Source organism: Granulicella tundricola MP5ACTX9, assembly GCF_000178975.2.
In the GTDB taxonomy this organism is placed as follows: domain Bacteria; phylum Acidobacteriota; class Terriglobia; order Terriglobales; family Acidobacteriaceae; genus Edaphobacter; species Edaphobacter tundricola.
This window is the reverse complement of record NC_015065.1, coordinates 209,497-225,233: the sequence shown is the minus strand read 5'-3', so window position 1 is coordinate 225,233 and position 15,737 is coordinate 209,497. Positions and strand designations below refer to the sequence as shown.

The window sequence follows — 15,737 nt, the reverse complement described above, 5'->3', positions numbered from 1 at the left end:
GCAGCTAGCTTTCACCAGGAGGATGTTTGTGACGAAGACTATTTTTGAGGATCTGCCAACAGTTCGCTTTGAGGGCGAGGCGAGTGAGAATGAGTTGGCTTATCGCTGGTATGACGCAGACCGGGTGGTGTCGGGCAAGCCTCTTAGCGAGCATCTGCGGTTTGCGGTGGCGTACTGGCATAGCCTGGCGATGAATGGAAGCGATCCGTTTGGGGCGGCTACGATCCACCGGCCATGGATGGCGGGCGGCGATCCGATGGCCGCGGCGAAGGCGAAGGCGGATGCGGCGTTCGATCTGTTCCGAGTGCTGGACCTGCCGTTCTATACGTTTCACGATCGGGATATTGCGCCGGAGGGCGACTCACTGAAGGAGTCGCTGGCGAACTTTCATGAGATGGCGGAGTACCTGGGCCGGAAGATGGAAGGGAGCAAGGCGAAGCTGCTTTGGTGCACGGCGAATTTGTTTTCGCATCCGCGTTTTATGGCGGGGGCGGCTACCAATCCTGACCCGGAGATCTTTGCGTATAGCGCGACGACCGTCAAGCATTGCATGGATGTGACCAAGGCGCTGGGGGGGGCGAACTATGTGCTTTGGGGTGGGCGTGAGGGTTACGAGACGCTGCTGAATACGGACCTGAAGCAGGAGATCCAGCAACTGGGGCGGTTCCTGACGCTGGTGGTGGAGTACAAGCACAAGATCGGCTTTGAAGGACAGATCCTGGTGGAGCCCAAGCCGAAGGAGCCGACGGCGCACCAGTATGACTTCGACACGGCTACCGTGTATGGGTTCCTGAAGCAGTTCGGGCTGGAGAACGAGGTCCGGGTGAACCTGGAGGCGAACCATGCTCTGCTGGCGGGACATACGTTCGAGCATGAGATTGCCACGGCGGCCAGCCTGGGGATACTGGGGTCTCTGGATATCAACCGGGGCGATCCCTTGCTTGGGTGGGATACGGACCAGTTCCCAAACGACTTGCAGAGCATGACGATGTCGATGTATCACGTCATCAAGGCTGGCGGGTTGGGTAAGGGCGGATGCAACTTCGACGCGAAGGTAAGGCGGCAGTCGTTTGAGGGGGAGGATGTGGTGGCGGCGCATGTGGGGGGGGTGGACCTATGCGCGCGTGGGTTCCTGCTGGCGGCGGGTCTGATCGAGGCAGGGAAGTATGACCAGGTGGTCGCCAAGCGGTATGCGGGATGGCAGACGCCGGAGGCGCAGGCGATGCTGAACGGGAGTATGCCGCTGGAGGCGATTGCGGCCAAGGCGGAGGCTGAGGGGATCGATCCGAAGCCGAGGTCGGGGCGGCAGGAGCAGATTGAGAATCTGTTGATGCGGAGTTTGTAGGGAGGGTACCCCCCCCTCCCCCGTCAAATCTCGCAAAGTCTTCAAAACAGATGCTTTAGGTCTGGACATCTCCTGCAAAGTCTTCATTGCAGACAACTTGAGCTCACCATGGGACGCACTCGTCAATGAGTGCGTCCTTTAGTGTGGGAGAGGCTGTATGCCATTGATGGTGAAAGGGATAGCTGGCGTTTGCGAGGTTGGTTGGGTGCCGGAGACGGAGAGGGTGTAGTTTCCGGGTGTGACAGCTCGAGCGCCCTTTTCGTCGACCTGAGAGAGGGTGCGGGGGTCCAGGGTGAAGGTGACGTGGCGAAGTTCGCCGGGTGCCAGGTGGACACGGGTGAAGGCGCTGAGGGCACGTTGGGGGGAGACTGCGGTGTGGGGCGGGGTGAGGTAGAGTTCCGCTACTTCGTCGCCTGCGACACGCCCAGTGTTCCTGACGTCGGCTTCGACCGTGAGGGGGTCGCCTGCGTGGAGGGTTTGCGTAGAGAGCTTGATGTTGGAGTAGGTGAAGGTGGTGTAGCTGAGGCCATAGCCGAACTCGAAGAGAGGCTTGGCTTTGGAGTAGCGGTAGGTTCGGTTGGCCATGCTGTAGTCGTCGAAGGCGGGTATCTGGTCGATGCTGGAGTAAAAGGTGACGGGAAGGCGGCCGGCGGGGTTGTTTTTGCCTGCGAGGGTCTCCGCGATGGCGGTGCCTCCGGCCTGGCCAGGGTACCAGGCTTCCAGTATGGCGGCGGCGTGATCGTTCGCCCAGTTGACGGCCAACGCGCTGCCGTTGAGGAGGACGACGACGAGTGGCTTGCCGGTGGCCGCGACGGCCTCCAGCATCTGCTGCTGGGCTGCGGGAAGCTTGATGTCGGTACGGTCTCCGCCGGCGAAGCCTTCGATGTGAATGGGCATCTCTTCGCCTTCAAGCTCTGGCGATAGGCCGAGGAAGGCTACGACTACATCTGCCTTTTTGGCTGCGGCTACGGCCTCCGGCAGGAGAGCGCCGGGTTTGGGGACCCAGGCGAGGGTGATGCCGGCGCCGAAGAGGTGGGCCTTGTGGCGGTACTCGACCCGGAGGGCGTGGCGTGCGGTATCGGGAAGGTTGAGGGTGAACTTGCCGATGGGGCGGTACTCGTTATTGGCGGCTGCGAAGTCTCCTACGGATTTGCCGTCGAGGTAGACGTCGAAGCGCTCGTGATCGTTGCAGGGGTAGCAGTGGGTGAGGAGGAGTTGGAAGTCGTACGCGCCGGGGGCCTGCATGGCGATGGTGCCGGACCAGCGGACGGCAAAGGCTTCCGCTGGTGCGCCTGGAATGGGGCTGGCGGAGTTCCAGTCGAAGTCGATCTGCTTGTCGATACGGGTGGCTACGGGGGTGCCGTCGAAGGAGTCCGTGGCGAAGTACTCGGCTTTGAGGCCTTGCTCGGGTGATGTCATGTCCAAGTGAAAGACGGTGCGGGGGACTGCGATGGCTACGCCGTCTGCGAAGGATGAACCCTGGGCGTAGAGGACCTTGGAGGACTTGAACTGGGTGAGGATGCCATCGAGCGGGAGGACGGGATGGAGAGGGATGGCGTTGTAGTTGCCTTCAAGGTTGTTGAGGGTGGCGGCGCTGGGTCCGATGACGGCGATGGTGCGGACGCTGGGCTTAAAGGGGAGGGTGTGGGCGTCATTCTTTAGAAGGACGATGGACTCTTCCGCTGCTTTGAGAGCGAGGGCCTGATGGGCGGGGCTGTTGACCTCTGAGAAAGGGATGGCGTTGAAGGCGACCTTGGCTGCGGGATCGAAGAGGCCGAGCTGGAAGCGAGCGGTGAAGAGGTGCTTGAGGGCGGTGTCGATTTCGGCCTCTGTGACGAGGCCTTTCTTTACTGCGCTGCCTAGGGTGAGGTAGGTCTGGCCGCAGTTGCTGTCAGTGCCGGCCTTGATGCCTGCGGCTGCAGCGGCCTCCTTGTCCGGAGAGGTGTGGTGGCTGGGGTAATCAGTGGCGTAGAAGTCGTCAATGGCTCCGCAGTCCGAAGTGACGAAGCCCTTGAAGCCCCAGTCGCGGCGGAGGGTGTCCTGAAGGAGGAGCTTGGAGGCGCAGGCGGGGGAGCCTTCGACGGCGTTATAGGCGCACATGATGGAGTCTGCGTGGGCTTCCGTGATGGTGGCGCGGAAGGCGGGGAGGTAGGTGTCGTGGAGGTCGTGCGGGGTGGGTTCGATGTTGGCGCTGTGTCGTGTGGACTCCGGGCCGGAGTGGACGGCGAAGTGCTTTGGCGTGGCGATGGCTCGGAAGTAATTGGGGTCCGGGCCCTGAATGCCTTTGACGAAGGCTACGCCAAGACGGCCGGTGAGGAAGGGGTCTTCGCCGTAGGTCTCCTGGCCGCGGCCCCAGCGGGGATCGCGAAAGATGTTGATGTTGGGGGACCAGATGGTGAGACCGTAGTAGATGGAGTGGATATTGTGGCGGATGGCTTCGTTGAACTTGGCGCGAGCTTCTATGGAGATGACGTCACCAATCTGCTGAAGGAGTGGCGCGTCCCAAGTGGCGGCCATGCCGATGGCCTGGGGGAACATGGTGGCGTAGCCGGAGCGTGCGATGCCGTGGAGGCCTTCACTCCAGTAGTCGTACTCAGGGACGTTGAGGCGCGAGATGGCGGGCGCGGAGTTGATGGTCTGAGAGACCTTCTCTTCAAGGGTCATACGGGAGACGAGATCGTCGACACGCTGCTGGGTGGTGAGAGCAGGGTCCATATAGGGCAGAGGCTTTGCGTCCTGATGGCTATTCTGGGGGCCATTTTGCGCGGAGGCGGCGGTCGCGGCCAAGAGGATGAGGGCGGCTGAGATGAATCGCATGCTGAAGAGCTCCTGCTTAATGCTGAGAGTGAGGCTGAGACGTAGATGAGTCGTTTTCTTGCGCGTCCCGAAAATATCTTTTCACGTTTGAGTGTGTCAAGGAAAGACGGCTTCAAACGGGCGACGGGACTAGGGCGTTCGACGGGACTTTGCGCTCTGCGCGTGGGGAGTGGGTGGAGCGATGGTAGCTGGCATGGCGTTGCAGGAGCACGGCGGCTGCGCCCTGGAGGCGGGCGAGTTCTCCATCGCCCGCAGTGGCAAGTTTTGGTGCCGGGCCGGCGAGCATGGTGGCTTCAAGCTCCGCCTGGATGATGGGGCCGAAGTGATGCCAGCAGGAGGTGATCTCACCCGTGATGAGGATGAGTTCCGGAGCGAGGGCCGCAGTGATGAGGCGGAGACCTTTGCCGAGCGCCTGGGCCTGGCGGGTGACGGCGGCGATGGCGTGCTTATCTCCTTCTTCCGTGAGGCGGAGCAAGTGGTAGATATCGATGACGGGGGAGCGGGGGGAGAGCTCACGGTAGTAATGGAGAGCGGCGCGGGAGGATGCGAGCATCTCCCAGCAGCCGCGCTGGCCGCAGCCGCAGACGGGCCCGGTGGGATCTATGGGGATGTGACCGAACTCCCCGGCGAGACCCTGGAAGCCGGAGTGCAACTGGCCGCCTGCGAGGATGGCCGTGCCGATGCCCTCCGAGATGGCAACGAGGACAACGTCTCGCACGCCTGCGAGGTGGCCGTTCCAGGACTCTGAGAGCAGGCAGGCGTTGGCGTCGTTATCCATCTCGACGGTCAGCTTGGCTGCTTTTTCAAGCGCGGCTCTGAGGTCAAAGGCGTGCCACTGGAGGTTGGGCGCAAGCAGGATGCGCTGGGTCGCAGGGTCTACGCGGCCGGGCACGCAGACGCCGATGCCTTCAAAGGACTTGTCTGCGTGGCGGGTGCGGAGGAAGGTGATCTTCCTGACGATGCGGTCCACGGTGGATTGAGCGTCGGAGACGGTCATGACGGTTTCACGGGAGAGAAAGCGGCCGCTGAGATCGACGACGGCGAGGATGGCTCTATCGGGCCGGAGGTCCAGGGCGAAGGTGACGATGGCGTCGTTGACGGCGAGCATGATGGAGGGGCGGCCGCGCGAGCCCTGGACGACTGCGCCTTGGCTGACCCAGCCTTCTTCAATCAACTGCTCGACGATGGCTCCTATGGTGCTGGGCTGGAGGCCGGAGAGCTTGGTGAGATCGACGCGGGAGACGGGTTGACGGAGACGGATGAGCTCAAGGACGATATCGCGGTTGATCTCCCGGGCGACCTCGCTGGAGGCGAGCTGGACGGAGGAGAGATCGATCCGGCGAACACCATGTGTGCGGCCCACAGCTTTCAAGCGGCTCCCCTTGTTGATTTATTTCGTGATGCAATCATATCGCTTGGAGAGACGTGAAATAAGATATGCGGAAGTGGTGTATCGGCTTACTGAGAGCGAATACCAATTTTGCTCAGGCATGAGGTATTTCGTGGAGCTTCGTCATCTTCGATCGTTTCTTGCCGTGGCTGAGGCGCTGAGCTTTGTGCGCGCATCTGAGCGGCTGCATCTTTCACAGCCAGCGCTCACGGCTCAGATTCAGCAGCTCGAAGAAGAGCTGGGGCTTTTGTTGTTTATCCGAAACAAACGGAGTGTGCGGCTCTCAGATGCCGGCGTGGTGTTCGTGGACGAGGCGCGTGAGACGCTGGCGCGTGCCGCCAAGGCGATTGAACGGGTGCGGAAGGCATCGCTAGGTGAGATCGGTCAGCTACGGATTGGATTTGTTTCGTCCGCAGCGCTGGAGATTGTGCCGAAGATCGTGGTTGCGTTCCAGACTCGCTACCCGCTAGTGGAGCTGGATCTGATCAATCTTCGGAGTAGCACCCAGTTGGAACAGCTCTCGGCGAATGGGTTGGATGTTGGATTCGTCAGGCTGCCGGTCAACTATAAGGGGTTGGACTTCCTTCCGATTCATAAGGAGCCATTTGTTGTTGTGCTGCCGGTGCATCACGGACTCGCTACGAAGAGCAAGTTCTCACTGGGCGACCTACGGGAGGAACGCTTTGTGGCTTACGGGCGCAAGTGGGCTCCGGGCTTCTTCGATCAGATTGTTTCTCTGTGTTCCGCGGCAGGGTTTACGCCGAACATCGTGCAGGAGACGGGTGAGATGTACACCGCCATTGCACTGGTTGCTGCGGGACAGGGTGTGGCGATTCTGCCGAGGTCGGTTGTGCTGGCACAGGGACGTGGCGTGGTGGTGAAGAACCTGCCAGGAGCCTTGCGATCCGAGATTGCGATTGCCGTGAAGGAAGGGCAGCAGTCGCGGCTTGTGGGCAACTTCATTTCACTTGCGCGGCGACCTAAAATTCTCTGAAAGCAGTAATCAGAAAATCTGATTACTGCATACGGTTCATTCGAATGGACGGATTGATGGCCAACTCCTCTAATGAGGGAGTCGATGCAGTCAGACGATGTGCATCGCAAAGGAGCCTCAAGCATGAACATTACGAAGGATCAAGAGACTGGTATCGATACGTCCCGCAGGAACTTCCTGGGGCGGGGTTCCGTTGCGCTTGCCACGGTGGCGTTGGCTGCAGTTGCACAGGGGCAAGAGCGTGCACAAGTTCACAAGGCGGAAGGTGATCACTCGGCGAGCAATCCGGGGCAGGAGAATAAGACGCTGCTAGAGCAGAACCCCAACTCCAACACGCCTCCTGATACGGACCACGGAGATGTAGGGCCGATCTGGTACTCCTTCGACCTGGCCCATAAGCGGGTGCAGGAGGGCGGCTGGACGCATCAGGTGACGGCTCGCGAGCTGCCTTCCTCAAAGGACATTGCGGGTGTGAATATGCGCCTCACCGCAGGGAGCTTCCGCGAACTGCACTGGCATACCGCTGATGAATGGGCTTATATGCTGACGGGTAAGGCTCGGGTGACGGTGCTGAATCCGGATGGAACGATTTTCATCGACGATGTGGAAGAGGGAGATCTATGGTTCTTCCCGGCTGGATTTCCTCATTCGATTCAAGGGCTGGGGCCGGATGGCTGCGAGTTTCTGCTGGTGTTCGATGAGGGCATGTTCTCTGAGGATGGGACCTTCTTGCTTTCTGAGTGGATCGCGCATACACCGGATGAGGTGCTGGCGAAGAACCTTGGTCTGGATCCGAGTGAACTGGCTAAGCTACCGAAGGACGAGCTGTATATCTTTCCGTCTGAGCTTCCGGGATCGCTCGCGGCGGACCGTGCGGAGGTTGGCGGTGCGCGCGTGCAGGCGCCCCAGCAGTACACTTTCAAGCTGAAGGCGATGGCTCCGACTAAGAAGACTGCGGGCGGTGAGGTGCGGGTGGTTGACTCGCATAACTTTGCTGTTTCGAAGAGCATTGCCGCGGGGCTGGTCACGGTAAAGCCCGGTGGGTTGCGCGAGATGCACTGGCACCCGAATGCGTCGGAGTGGCAGTTTTATATTGCCGGAAAAGCGCGGATGACTGTGTTTATGCCGACGTCTCGCGCACGCACGATGGACTTCAATGCCAATGATGTCGGGTATGTGCCGCCTGTTGCCGGTCATTACATTGAGAACACGGGCGACACGGATCTGGTGTTCCTTGAGATCTTCAAGGCGGACGAGTTTCAGGACGTCTCACTCAACAACTGGATCCGGCGGCTTCCGACGCAGATGGTGCGGGAGCACCTCAATCTTGACGCTGCCTCGATACGCAAGATCCCTGCTGAGAAGCAAGAGGTCATTGGCCGCTAGCGGAGCTGTTGGACTGCTCACTAACCGCATTTTTGAGGAGGGTCGGATGACTCTGTTTGTATTCACCGGTATCGTCTTACTCTCGTCGATTGGTGCCGGGCTGGTTGGCGCGCTGACGGGGTTGGGAGGCGGCATTGTTGTGACGCCGGTGTTGACGCTTATGCTGGGCGTCGACATCGGGTATGCGATTGGTGCGAGCCTGATCTCTGTTATCGCAACGTCATCCGGTGCAGCCGCTGCGTATGTGCGTGACGGGCTCAGCAACGTTCGTGTCGGTATCTTTCTGGAGGTGGCTACGACACTGGGGGCGATCAGTGGCGCGTTGATCTCGGGGAAGATTCCGACGACCTACCTGGCAATTCTGTTTGGGTTGGTGCTGCTCCACTCTGCCTGGCAGGCGAGCCAGGCGCGCGTTGAGGGCGGGGTGGTCGCAGATCAAGGAAGTCTCTCACGGCGTTTGCGTCTGGGGGGAACTTATCGAGCCGAAGGAAAAGAAGTGGAGTACGTTGTCTCGCGCGAGGGGACGGGGCTAAGCCTGATGTATGTGGCGGGTATGCTTTCAGGGCTGCTGGGCATCGGCTCAGGGGCGCTCAAGGTGATTGCGATGGACCGTGTGATGGGGCTGCCGTTCAAGGTCTCGACTGCGACGAGCAGCTTCATGATTGGTGTGACTGCGGTTGCGAGTGCGACGATCTACTTCAAACGCGGATACATCCTTCCGCAGATGGCCGTACCTGTGATGATCGGCGTTCTCATCGGCTCCATGGTGGGGGCTCGGCTGCTTCCACGCTTGCCTGTGAAGACACTGAGAAGAATCTTCGCGATTGTTGTCGGGATGATCGCAATCCAGATGATCGTTAAGGGCGTGCGGGGGACACTATGAAGAGGCATGATGAAGCATTATCTTCGGCAATTGCGATTACCCTGAGAACCGGCATTCTGCTGGCTGTGTCTTTCGGGGTGTTGGGCTATCTGTTCTATCTGCCGGCGACGGGTATGACGCATCCATCCTTCCATCGCTTTGAAGGAAGCCAGATTCCGTACTCATCCCTGCGGTGTATCGCTAGGATGATGATGCACCCTGGAGGGGGTGGAGTGGAGCGCGGCCAAGGGATTGCCGAGATCGGCGTCCTTGTACTCATGGCGACGCCCATCTTGCGCGTCGTTCTATCGCTGATCAGCTTTCTGCGCGATCGAGACATCCTGTTTGCTGCGATTACGGCAGTTGTTCTTGGGGCTCTCGGGTTCAGCGTGTTTATGCGTTGAGGGATGAGGAAGACGAAGGGATCTAAATTTGGAGTGACTTGCGAAATCCGTTGCGCGGGCCAAACCCGGCACATAGACTCTGAAAGGGCCAGGGACACAAAAACTCTTTCGGAGCAATAACATGCCAACGCCTCTTCTGACCAAGTACTTCCAGACCTTTACGCTCAATGCTGTGGGCGAGATCAGCATTGCAGGAATCCTGAACGTCGCGGCTTATAGCAAGATCAACCTGGAGCTTTTGGGAACACCGATTGCCGGCCATGTTATGCAGGTGGAGGTCTTCATGGGTGTACTCAGCGGTCAGACCGTGGGGGGTACGGTGCTGCAGTTCCCGCTGACGACCACGGGCATCATCCATAGCTTCAATGTCGTCGGCCCAGAGATGAGCATCGTGATAACGGGTGGGCCACCGAACACGTCGCTTGCAATCCAGGCCTGGACCTTCATGCAGTAGCTCTGCAGGCTTCCGATAAAGGCGGCGCTGTGACCGCATGTGCAAGCCCAAAGAAACCTGGCGTTATGCGGTGGTCTGAACCCATTGACTCCGCCAGGCCGGTGCCTCAAAAGGGTCCGCGAAGTACTGTGTCTCGTGTATGACCTTACCGTTACGGAACTCCATGATGCTCACGGTGTAGGCGGGGCGACCCTGGTAGGTGATGGTGTACTCCGTGAGCCAGAGATCACCTTCTCCAAGCATGCGTCTGACGTTGAAGCCGGAAGGCTTTCCGGGATGATGACTCCGCAAGGCCTGCAGATTCTTTCGTCCAAGGATCCGCTCACCGGACTGGGGATAATCGCAGATGGCGTTGTCATCGTAGATATCGTGTTCCAAGTCTGCATCGCCGATTGCCGACGCGTGCCAATGCGCGTTCAGGGCTTCACGAATTTGTTCCTCTTGCATGGAGACCTCCAGATGAAGCTTGCATTTGATGATCGTCGGGCAATCGGGATCTGACAAGTCCATTGATAACCCTGTCTGGATCAGGGACTGCGCGACGAATGCCCTGGCGATGCGATCGGCGTGAATGAGCCAGTTCGAGTGACGTTCCGGGCATAGGCTGAACCGGGGACGCCTGCTACCTCTGAGGGGTGGATGCTTTGACGACGTCCCACCGCTCAGACGTAGACTGTTGCTATGTATTTAGGCATCGATTGTGGAACGCAGGGCACCAAGGCTCTGCTGGTGGACGAGAATGGAAGCCCGCTTGGTCGCGGCTATGCGAAACACCTGCTGATTGAAGGTGAAAGCGGTGCGCGGGAGCAGGAGCCGAAGTGGTGGGTGGAGGCTCTGAAGAGCTCCGTGCGGATAGCGCTGGGACAGGCCGGTTCTGCGGAGGTTTCTGCGCTGGGTGTTTCCGGTCAGCAGCACGGGCTGGTGGTACTCGATGAAGCGTATGAGGTGATCCGCCCGGCGAAGCTTTGGAACGATACGCAGACCGCTGGGCAGAACGCAGAGTTGATCGAATTGCTGGGTGGCAGGGACGAATGTCTGCGGCGCTTCGGCATCCTGCCGCTGACTGGATATACCGCCAGCAAGCTGCTCTGGATGAAGCAGGTGGAACCGGCGAACTTTAAGCGAATCCGGCATATCTTGTTGCCGCATGAGTATTTGAACTTCTGGCTTACGGGAGAGATGAAGGCTGAGTACGGGGATGCCTCTGGGACGGCATTCTTCGACGTGCGTACGCGCATGTGGGCTCGTGAGGTGCTGGATGCGATCGATGGTAGAACGGGGCAATTGTTCCGTGCGTTGCCTCCGCTGATGGGTTCGGAAGAGACGGTTGGTGTGGTGCTTGAAGAGGTTGCGCGGGAGTTGGGTATCCCGCCCGGGTGCATTGTTTCTAGTGGTGGTGGCGACAACATGATGGGTGCGATAGGGACAGGGAATGTGCGGGAAGGCGTCGTGACGATGAGCCTGGGGACGTCCTCGACCGTGTACTCCTACCAGGATCATCCGAGCGACGATCGGACAGGTGAGGTTGCTCCTTTCTGCTCGTCTTCCGGCGGATGGCTGCCGCTGGTCTGCACGATGAACGCCACCAATGTTGTGATGGGAACACTGAACCTGTTGGGCAAGACTGTGGAGGAGATTGAGCTGGCGCTAGCGGAGATCAAGCCTGGTGCGGACGGGCTGACCTTTTTGCCGTTCCTCAATGGTGAACGGACGCCGGATCTGCCTTTGGCGCGTGGGTCTTTGGTGGGTATCTCCGCGATGAACTATACGGCGTCGCACTTGGTCAGAGCGGCGGTGGAGGGGGTGAGTTTTGGGATACTGAGCGGGCTGAACCTGATCCTGAAGGGTAGGCGGCCTGAGGTGATCCTGGTGATCGGCGGAGGTGCGCGGTCCGAGGGCTGGAGGCAGTTGCTAGCTGATGCGACTGGCGCGTCTGTTCGCGTTCCCGCGGAGGAAGAGTCGGGCTGTCTTGGCGCGGCTATGCAGGCGATGGTCGCCTACAGCCGTGCATATGGGGGGGCGATCACGTTGGTGGAGGTTGCGGATCGCTGCGCGAAGATTAGTGCGGACGCGACCCTAACTCCCAGGCCCGAGCTTCGGGAGGCTTATGATCGTGCGCGCCAGCTTTACACGGAGCGGCTGCACAGCGCGTACCCGCACCTGGTGTGAGGTGCGGGTACGCGTGGCTGGTTAGGTTACCTGGTTCCGGTGAGGGTGGCTCCGCTTAGATTGCCGATGGCTCCAAGAGTGATTTGCGCGGAGTTCAATCCCAGGCGGAAGTCGTCGTCGTTGTAGAAGGAGTAGACGTCGGTGGGTTGGTGGTGCTGGGGGTCCCAGCCGGCTCCCATCTGTGCGCCGCGCTCCACCTCTCGCAGGCTGAGTGACGGCGTCAGTCCCATGAAAGGGCTGGAGTCTGTGTTGGTCATGTGAGGGCCCACATTGGCGGGGTAGTCGGTGGCGTACTTATCGTCGGCGAGCTGGAACTTCTGGGCCATCTTCATGGCTTCGTCGGCGTACTTGCTGGTGACTTGGTACTCGATGTTGACGTCAGCTTCCGGGCGCTGCTGTTTGCTCATGGTGCCGTCCTTCAGGGGCATGCCGTGGTCGAACATCATCATGTCGTGCTGGACCATGCCGAGCCACTTGGGTTCGGGGTACTTGCCGGAGCCTGCGGGGGATTCAATGCCTTGTAGATCTTTGCGCTGGGCGACGTAAGCAGCGGCTCCGTTGAGACCGGTTTCCTCGTTGTTCCAGAGGGCGAAGCGGATGGATACATCGGTTTTTACGTCGGGCATGGAGAGGATGCGTGCAAGCTCCATGACGAGGGCGGTGCCGGAGCCGTCGTCGTTGGCTGCCTCGCCCCAACCGATGCCGTCCATGTGTGCCCCGAGGATGTACATCTGGTCCGGGTGCTTGGAGCCTATCTTGGTGCAGTAGACCTCCTCGCGTTCACCGGGGGTGGAAGGCTGCGTGTTCAACTGACGGAGCTTCACGTCGGGCTGCTTCATGGGGTCGTTGTTGACGGTGTCGGGCTGGATGTTGCCGCGTTTGCGGGAGCCGCCGGGGCCGACTGTGGGATCGGTGGGACGTGGGGTGCGCGGGGCTCCGGGGGCGGGTGGCTGGTAGTCGTATTTGATCCGCTCCGTGTTGGTGCAGCCGTAGCTTTTCAACTGAGCTTCGATCCAGTCGACTGCGGCGCGGTTCCGGTCCGTGCCCTGGCGGCGGTCGCCGAACTGAGTGAGGCCCTTGATGGTGGCTTTATAGCGGTCGAGCTCCAGGCGTCCGACCATGGCGGCAACCTGATCGTTCGTGGCTTTCGCGGGAGTTGTGGCGAGGGGAGCCTGCTGGGACCACGCGAAGGATGCACAAAGGCACAGGATCAGAGAGCGAGAGAAGGTCACTGGCATGGGCGTTGTCCTGTTGTTCTGGAGATGGGATCGTTGCCTCATATATCAAATATCAGGCTCCGTTCGCTCATCGTAACATCAGCTTTCACTACTGGCGGACACTGTTTTGCGGGTTGCGATATTCGTTATCGCAAAATTGTAGGGCTGCTTGCTATGGCACGACGAACATGGGTCGACTTCACTCGGTAACGCCGCCTGGATGGCTGGCATCTGAGATTCGATGTCAACGGTGAGCAGGCGTTCCAAGCGGGTGGCTGCAGACGTGGGGGTGAGCGATCCGATGGCCTCGGCTGAGGCGGCGGGGCTGCGGTACGTTACGGATGCGGAGCCTGGGATTCATCGGCGGAAGACTGCCGGGGGTTTCCGGTATGTGGACGCGGCGGGGAAGGCGGTTCGTGACGCGAAGATGCTTGGGCGGATCAAGTCGTTGGTGATCCCTCCGGCATGGAGTGACGTGTGGATCTCTGCGCGCGCGGACGGACATCTCCAGGCTACCGGCCGGGACGTGAGGGGACGGAAGCAGAGCCGATATCATCCGCACTGGCGCACGGTGAGGGATGAGACCAAGTATGAGCGGATGATTCAGTTTGCTGGAGCGCTGCCGGGGATTCGCAAGCGAGTGGAACATGATCTGGCGCTACCAGGACTGCCGAGGGAGAAGGTGCTGGCGACGATCATCAGCCTGATGGAGGCGACGTTGATTCGCGTGGGCAATGCGGAATATGCGCGGGAGAACAAATCGTACGGGTTGACGACGATGCGGAACAAACATGTCGAGGTGGATGGGTCAAAGATCACGTTCAGCTTTCAGGGCAAGAGCCGGGTGCATCACACGATCGATCTTCAGGATCGCCGGCTGGCAAGCATTGTGAGGCGGTGTGAGGAGTTGCCGGGGTACCGGTTGTTTCAGTATGTCGACCGGGAAGGGAATCATCATGCAATCGATTCGGCTGATGTGAACGAGTACCTGCACGCGATTACGGGTGAACACTTTACCGCGAAGGACTTCAGGACGTGGGCGGGGTCTGTGTTGGCTGCAGAGATGTTGCGGGGGTTTGAACCGTTCAGTTCAGAATCCGAGGCGAAGAAGAATGTCGTGCAGGCGATTGCGGCGGTGGCGGGGCGGCTGGGGAATACGCCTTCGGTCTGCCGGAAGTGCTATGTGCATCCGGCGGTGCTAGAGTCCTATCTGGGTAGTGCGATCTCGGCTGAGGGAGCGAAGCGGAAGCTGGAACGGCAGATTACAGAACATGTCCGGGCGCTGAGGACGGAGGAGCGGACGCTGCTGGAGTTGCTGCGGGAGCGGGCTGTGGTGGAGAGTGTGGCAAGCAGTCCCTCCGCCGTCGGACACACCAAGAGCAAGTAAGGGGCAATAAAAAACCCACGTCGCAGGATCGAGACGTGGGTACCCGGAGTATTCGTGGGTTATTCGGGGTCGACTACGGCTTCCTTTTTGCTGATCTTGTTGAGGAAGTCTTCGCCTACGCCGAGGTGCTCATTGACGAGGCGCGACGGGGTATGGGCGAGCCACTCTGCGAGAGAGATGTCTTCGTAGTGAGGGGTGGGGAAGACTTCGAGGAAGACGAGGTCTTCGTCGCCGGTGTTTTCGACGAAGTGGGGGGTGGACTTATCGATGTAGCCTACGTCTCCGGCCTGGAAGTCCATGGTGCGGGCACGGCCGCCGGCAGCGAAGACCGACATGCGTCCTGAGCCCTTGACGTAGTACTGCCACTCGTCTTCGTTGGGGTGCCAGTGGAGTTCACGCAGACCGCCGGGCTTGAGGGTGACGATGGCTGCAGCGATGTTGGAGGCGGGGAAGTTCTTGGCATCGATGATCTTCACCGAGCCGCCCTTCGTCACCTTGGTGGGCGCCATCTTGCTGGTGAAGAAGGCGAAGGTGTTAGGTACGGGGCCGGTGACGGCTTCTACCTGGTGCTTCTCCTCTGCAAGCGGACGAGGGAGGTCACGCTCAAAGATGAAGAGTTCCTTGGGCGGGACATTGGCGAAGGTGGAGGCGGGAACGTCGAAGTTCTTGGCGAGGACCTCAGGCGGTGTGTGGTGGAGCCAGTCGGTGAGGAGGAAGGTCTCGAACTCGTTGAAGTTACCGTCGTCGAAGACGAGGAGGAAGACGCAGCCGTCCGGGCCGAGGCCCTGAATGGAGTGGGGGATGCCGCCGGGGAAGACCCAGAGGTCGCCTTCGTTGACGTCGTCGACGAAGGCGCGGCCCTGCTGATCAACCGCGGTGATGCGTGCGCTGCCGCCGATCATGAAGGCCCATTCCGCGCCGACATGCCAGTGGAGTTCACGGATGCCGCCCTTGATGAGGCGCATCTGAACGCCGGCCATCTTCTTTGAGATCGGTAGATCGCGGACGGTGACCTGACGGGTCCAGCCGCCGCCTTCAATGCGCTTGTGAGAGAGAGAAAAGGAGTACTTGAAGGGCTGCTGGCCACCGGCATCGGTTGTAGGCGGCCAGTTGGACGACGGGTTCTGGTCGTCGAGCATCTTGTTCTTGGGCTGGGTCTCCGTCTCGTTGATGAGGTGGTGGTCCTTGGAACGGATGGGGACAGCTTCCTGGCCGGAGGCCACTTGAAGGGCACCGAAGGCAGCGAGGGCCGCGGAAGTGTTGCCGAGGAATTTGCGGCGGCTGAGTGGGTTGTTCTGATTGTCAGACATGG

The 15,737-nt window shown here is 60.1% G+C and carries 13 protein-coding genes; 8 read left to right on the top strand and 5 right to left on the bottom strand.

Going from position 1 to position 15,737, the window contains the following annotated elements; translation table 11 throughout:
• Positions 1-22 precede the first annotated feature (22 nt).
• The gene (gene xylA, locus ACIX9_RS21160; protein ID WP_049789477.1) at positions 23-1,345 is read left to right on the top strand and encodes a xylose isomerase; all 1,323 of its coding nucleotides are present in this window, start codon (positions 23-25) and stop codon (positions 1,343-1,345) included.
• Between the two features lie 138 nt (positions 1,346-1,483).
• Here the strand turns inward: xylA and ACIX9_RS21155 are convergent, their stop codons facing one another.
• Positions 1,484-4,162, bottom strand: a complete 2,679-nt coding sequence (locus ACIX9_RS21155; protein ID WP_013582231.1) for a glycoside hydrolase family 3 C-terminal domain-containing protein — start codon at positions 4,160-4,162, stop codon at positions 1,484-1,486.
• A 112-nt stretch (positions 4,163-4,274) separates the two neighbouring features.
• Positions 4,275-5,525 carry an ROK family protein gene (locus ACIX9_RS21150; RefSeq protein WP_232298953.1) on the bottom strand — a complete coding sequence of 417 codons (1,251 nt, stop codon included), beginning with the start codon at positions 5,523-5,525 and terminating at the stop codon, positions 4,275-4,277.
• A gap of 127 nt (positions 5,526-5,652) precedes the next feature.
• Here ACIX9_RS21150 and ACIX9_RS21145 point away from each other — a divergent pair, with 127 nt between their 5' ends.
• The 5 genes from ACIX9_RS21145 to ACIX9_RS21125 all read left to right on the top strand — a co-directional run bounded on the left by ACIX9_RS21145 (position 5,653) and on the right by ACIX9_RS21125 (position 9,652).
• Entirely contained in the window at positions 5,653-6,546 is an 894-nt protein-coding gene (locus ACIX9_RS21145) for a LysR family transcriptional regulator (protein ID WP_013582229.1), read from the top strand.
• Between the two features lie 123 nt (positions 6,547-6,669).
• Positions 6,670-7,932: a cupin domain-containing protein gene (locus ACIX9_RS21140; RefSeq protein WP_013582228.1), complete on the top strand. Its 1,263-nt coding sequence runs from the start codon at positions 6,670-6,672 to the stop codon at positions 7,930-7,932.
• 46 nt (positions 7,933-7,978) lie between these two features.
• Positions 7,979-8,815, top strand: coding sequence for a sulfite exporter TauE/SafE family protein (locus ACIX9_RS21135; RefSeq protein ID WP_013582227.1), 837 nt, complete (start codon positions 7,979-7,981; stop codon positions 8,813-8,815).
• Entirely contained in the window at positions 8,812-9,198 is a 387-nt protein-coding gene (locus ACIX9_RS21130) for a DUF1634 domain-containing protein (RefSeq protein ID WP_013582226.1), read from the top strand. Before ACIX9_RS21135 ends, ACIX9_RS21130 begins: the two co-directional genes overlap by 4 nt.
• Positions 9,199-9,319: 121 nt before the next feature.
• Positions 9,320-9,652 (top strand): hypothetical protein, encoded by a 333-nt coding sequence (locus ACIX9_RS21125; protein ID WP_013582225.1) that lies wholly within the window; start codon positions 9,320-9,322, stop codon positions 9,650-9,652.
• Between the two features lie 63 nt (positions 9,653-9,715).
• On the opposite strand, the gene ACIX9_RS21120 is transcribed toward ACIX9_RS21125, so the two are convergent.
• Complete coding sequence (locus ACIX9_RS21120; protein WP_041598142.1) at positions 9,716-10,099, bottom strand: nuclear transport factor 2 family protein; 384 nt, start codon at positions 10,097-10,099, stop codon at positions 9,716-9,718.
• A 234-nt stretch (positions 10,100-10,333) separates the two neighbouring features.
• On the opposite strand from ACIX9_RS21120, the gene xylB reads away from it, so the two are divergent.
• Complete coding sequence (gene xylB / locus ACIX9_RS21115; protein ID WP_013582223.1) at positions 10,334-11,821, top strand: xylulokinase; 1,488 nt, start codon at positions 10,334-10,336, stop codon at positions 11,819-11,821.
• Between the two features lie 26 nt (positions 11,822-11,847).
• Here the strand turns inward: xylB and ACIX9_RS21110 are convergent, their stop codons facing one another.
• Positions 11,848-13,059, bottom strand: coding sequence for a M28 family peptidase (locus tag ACIX9_RS21110; protein ID WP_013582222.1), 1,212 nt, complete (start codon positions 13,057-13,059; stop codon positions 11,848-11,850).
• 220 nt (positions 13,060-13,279) lie between these two features.
• Here ACIX9_RS21110 and ACIX9_RS21105 point away from each other — a divergent pair, with 220 nt between their 5' ends.
• On the top strand, positions 13,280-14,425 hold the full coding sequence (locus tag ACIX9_RS21105; RefSeq protein WP_013582221.1) for a DNA topoisomerase IB: 1,146 nt from the start codon (positions 13,280-13,282) through the stop codon (positions 14,423-14,425).
• A gap of 59 nt (positions 14,426-14,484) precedes the next feature.
• On the opposite strand, the gene ACIX9_RS21100 is transcribed toward ACIX9_RS21105, so the two are convergent.
• Positions 14,485-15,735, bottom strand: coding sequence for a cupin domain-containing protein (locus ACIX9_RS21100; protein WP_013582220.1), 1,251 nt, complete (start codon positions 15,733-15,735; stop codon positions 14,485-14,487).
• Between the last annotated feature and the right edge of the window lie 2 nt (positions 15,736-15,737).

Coding starts and splice junctions, on each gene's coding strand:
- xylA (WP_049789477.1), top strand. CDS start 23: ATGTTTGTGACGAAGACTATTTTTGAGGATCTGCCAACAGTTCGCTTT.
- ACIX9_RS21155 (WP_013582231.1), bottom strand. CDS start 4,162: ATGCGATTCATCTCAGCCGCCCTCATCCTCTTGGCCGCGACCGCCGCC.
- ACIX9_RS21145 (WP_013582229.1), top strand. CDS start 5,653: ATGAGGTATTTCGTGGAGCTTCGTCATCTTCGATCGTTTCTTGCCGTG.
- ACIX9_RS21140 (WP_013582228.1), top strand. CDS start 6,670: ATGAACATTACGAAGGATCAAGAGACTGGTATCGATACGTCCCGCAGG.
- ACIX9_RS21135 (WP_013582227.1), top strand. CDS start 7,979: ATGACTCTGTTTGTATTCACCGGTATCGTCTTACTCTCGTCGATTGGT.
- ACIX9_RS21130 (WP_013582226.1), top strand. CDS start 8,812: ATGAAGAGGCATGATGAAGCATTATCTTCGGCAATTGCGATTACCCTG.
- ACIX9_RS21125 (WP_013582225.1), top strand. CDS start 9,320: ATGCCAACGCCTCTTCTGACCAAGTACTTCCAGACCTTTACGCTCAAT.
- ACIX9_RS21120 (WP_041598142.1), bottom strand. CDS start 10,099: ATGCAAGAGGAACAAATTCGTGAAGCCCTGAACGCGCATTGGCACGCG.
- xylB (WP_013582223.1), top strand. CDS start 10,334: ATGTATTTAGGCATCGATTGTGGAACGCAGGGCACCAAGGCTCTGCTG.
- ACIX9_RS21110 (WP_013582222.1), bottom strand. CDS start 13,059: ATGCCAGTGACCTTCTCTCGCTCTCTGATCCTGTGCCTTTGTGCATCC.
- ACIX9_RS21105 (WP_013582221.1), top strand. CDS start 13,280: ATGTCAACGGTGAGCAGGCGTTCCAAGCGGGTGGCTGCAGACGTGGGG.
- ACIX9_RS21100 (WP_013582220.1), bottom strand. CDS start 15,735: ATGTCTGACAATCAGAACAACCCACTCAGCCGCCGCAAATTCCTCGGC.